The organism is Romboutsia weinsteinii (assembly GCF_002250835.2).
Lineage (GTDB): Bacteria > Bacillota > Clostridia > Peptostreptococcales > Peptostreptococcaceae > Romboutsia_A > Romboutsia_A weinsteinii.
Window position 1 is genome coordinate 1 of record NZ_NOJY02000148.1, and the last position, 917, is coordinate 917.

Sequence of the window (917 nt, forward strand, 5' to 3'; positions counted from 1 at the left end):
CCCCCGGCCCCATGGTCCCAAACCACGTGCGCTACCAAACTGCGCTACACCTCGATTAATAATTGGCGGAGAAGGAGGGATTCGAACCCTCGCACCGGTTTACCCAGCCTAATCCCTTAGCAGGGGATCCTCTTGAGCCACTTGAGTACTTCTCCATATTGGCGGAGAGGGTGGGATTCGAACCCACGGTGCCGTTAAGCATCACTGGTTTTCAAGACCAGCTCCTTAAACCACTCGGACACCTCTCCATGTTGGTGATCCATCCGCGACTCGAACGCGGGACACCCTGATTAAAAGTCAGGTGCTCTACCGACTGAGCTAATGGATCATATTTAATTTGGCAGGGGATGCAGGACTCGAACCTACGCATGTAGCAGTCAAAGTGCTATGCCTTACCGACTTGGCGAATCCCCTCTAATGTGGTGAGCGCACAGGGATTCGAACCCCGGACACACGCCTTAGAAGGGCGTTGCTCTATCCAGCTGAGCTATGCACCCACATTTTTGGTAAATCATTTGGAGCGGGTGAAGGGGATCGAACCCTCACAGCCGGCTTGGAAGGCCGGAACTCTACCATTGAGCTACACCCGCATATTAAATTGGTGGAGGATGGTGGATTCGAACCACCGAAATCGTCGATAACAGATTTACAGTCTGCCCCCTTTGGCCGCTCGGGAAATCCTCCGTATTATATGGAGCTGGTGATAGGAATCGAACCTACAACCTGCTGATTACAAGTCAGCTGCTCTACCGTTGAGCCACACCAGCGTATTGGCGGGAATAACAGGACTCGAACCTGTGACCCATTGATTAACAGTCAATTGCTCTACCAACTGAGCCATATTCCCGCGTATTAAGTTAATTTGGCGACCTGGAAGGGACTCGAACCCTCGACCTCCAGCGTGACAGGCTGGCATT

Annotated in this window: 9 tRNA genes; all 9 read right to left on the bottom strand. The window is 52.5% G+C overall.

Annotated elements, in window-relative coordinates:
• Window positions 1-63 precede the first annotated feature (63 nt).
• Window positions 64-155, bottom strand: a tRNA-Ser gene (locus tag CHL78_RS20260).
• Window positions 156-159: 4 nt separating this feature from the next.
• A tRNA-Ser gene (locus CHL78_RS20265) sits at window positions 160-248 on the bottom strand.
• A gap of 4 nt (window positions 249-252) precedes the next feature.
• Window positions 253-328 (bottom strand) — tRNA-Lys (locus CHL78_RS20270).
• Between the two features lie 10 nt (window positions 329-338).
• Window positions 339-414 (bottom strand) — tRNA-Gln (locus tag CHL78_RS20275).
• 6 nt (window positions 415-420) lie between these two features.
• Window positions 421-497, bottom strand: a tRNA-Arg gene (locus CHL78_RS20280).
• Between the two features lie 19 nt (window positions 498-516).
• Window positions 517-590 (bottom strand) — tRNA-Gly (locus CHL78_RS20285).
• Between the two features lie 9 nt (window positions 591-599).
• Window positions 600-684, bottom strand: a tRNA-Tyr gene (locus CHL78_RS20290).
• An 8-nt stretch (window positions 685-692) separates the two neighbouring features.
• A tRNA-Thr gene (locus tag CHL78_RS20295) sits at window positions 693-767 on the bottom strand.
• A gap of 4 nt (window positions 768-771) precedes the next feature.
• A tRNA-Asn gene (locus CHL78_RS20300) sits at window positions 772-847 on the bottom strand.
• Window positions 848-917: the final 70 nt, after the last annotated feature.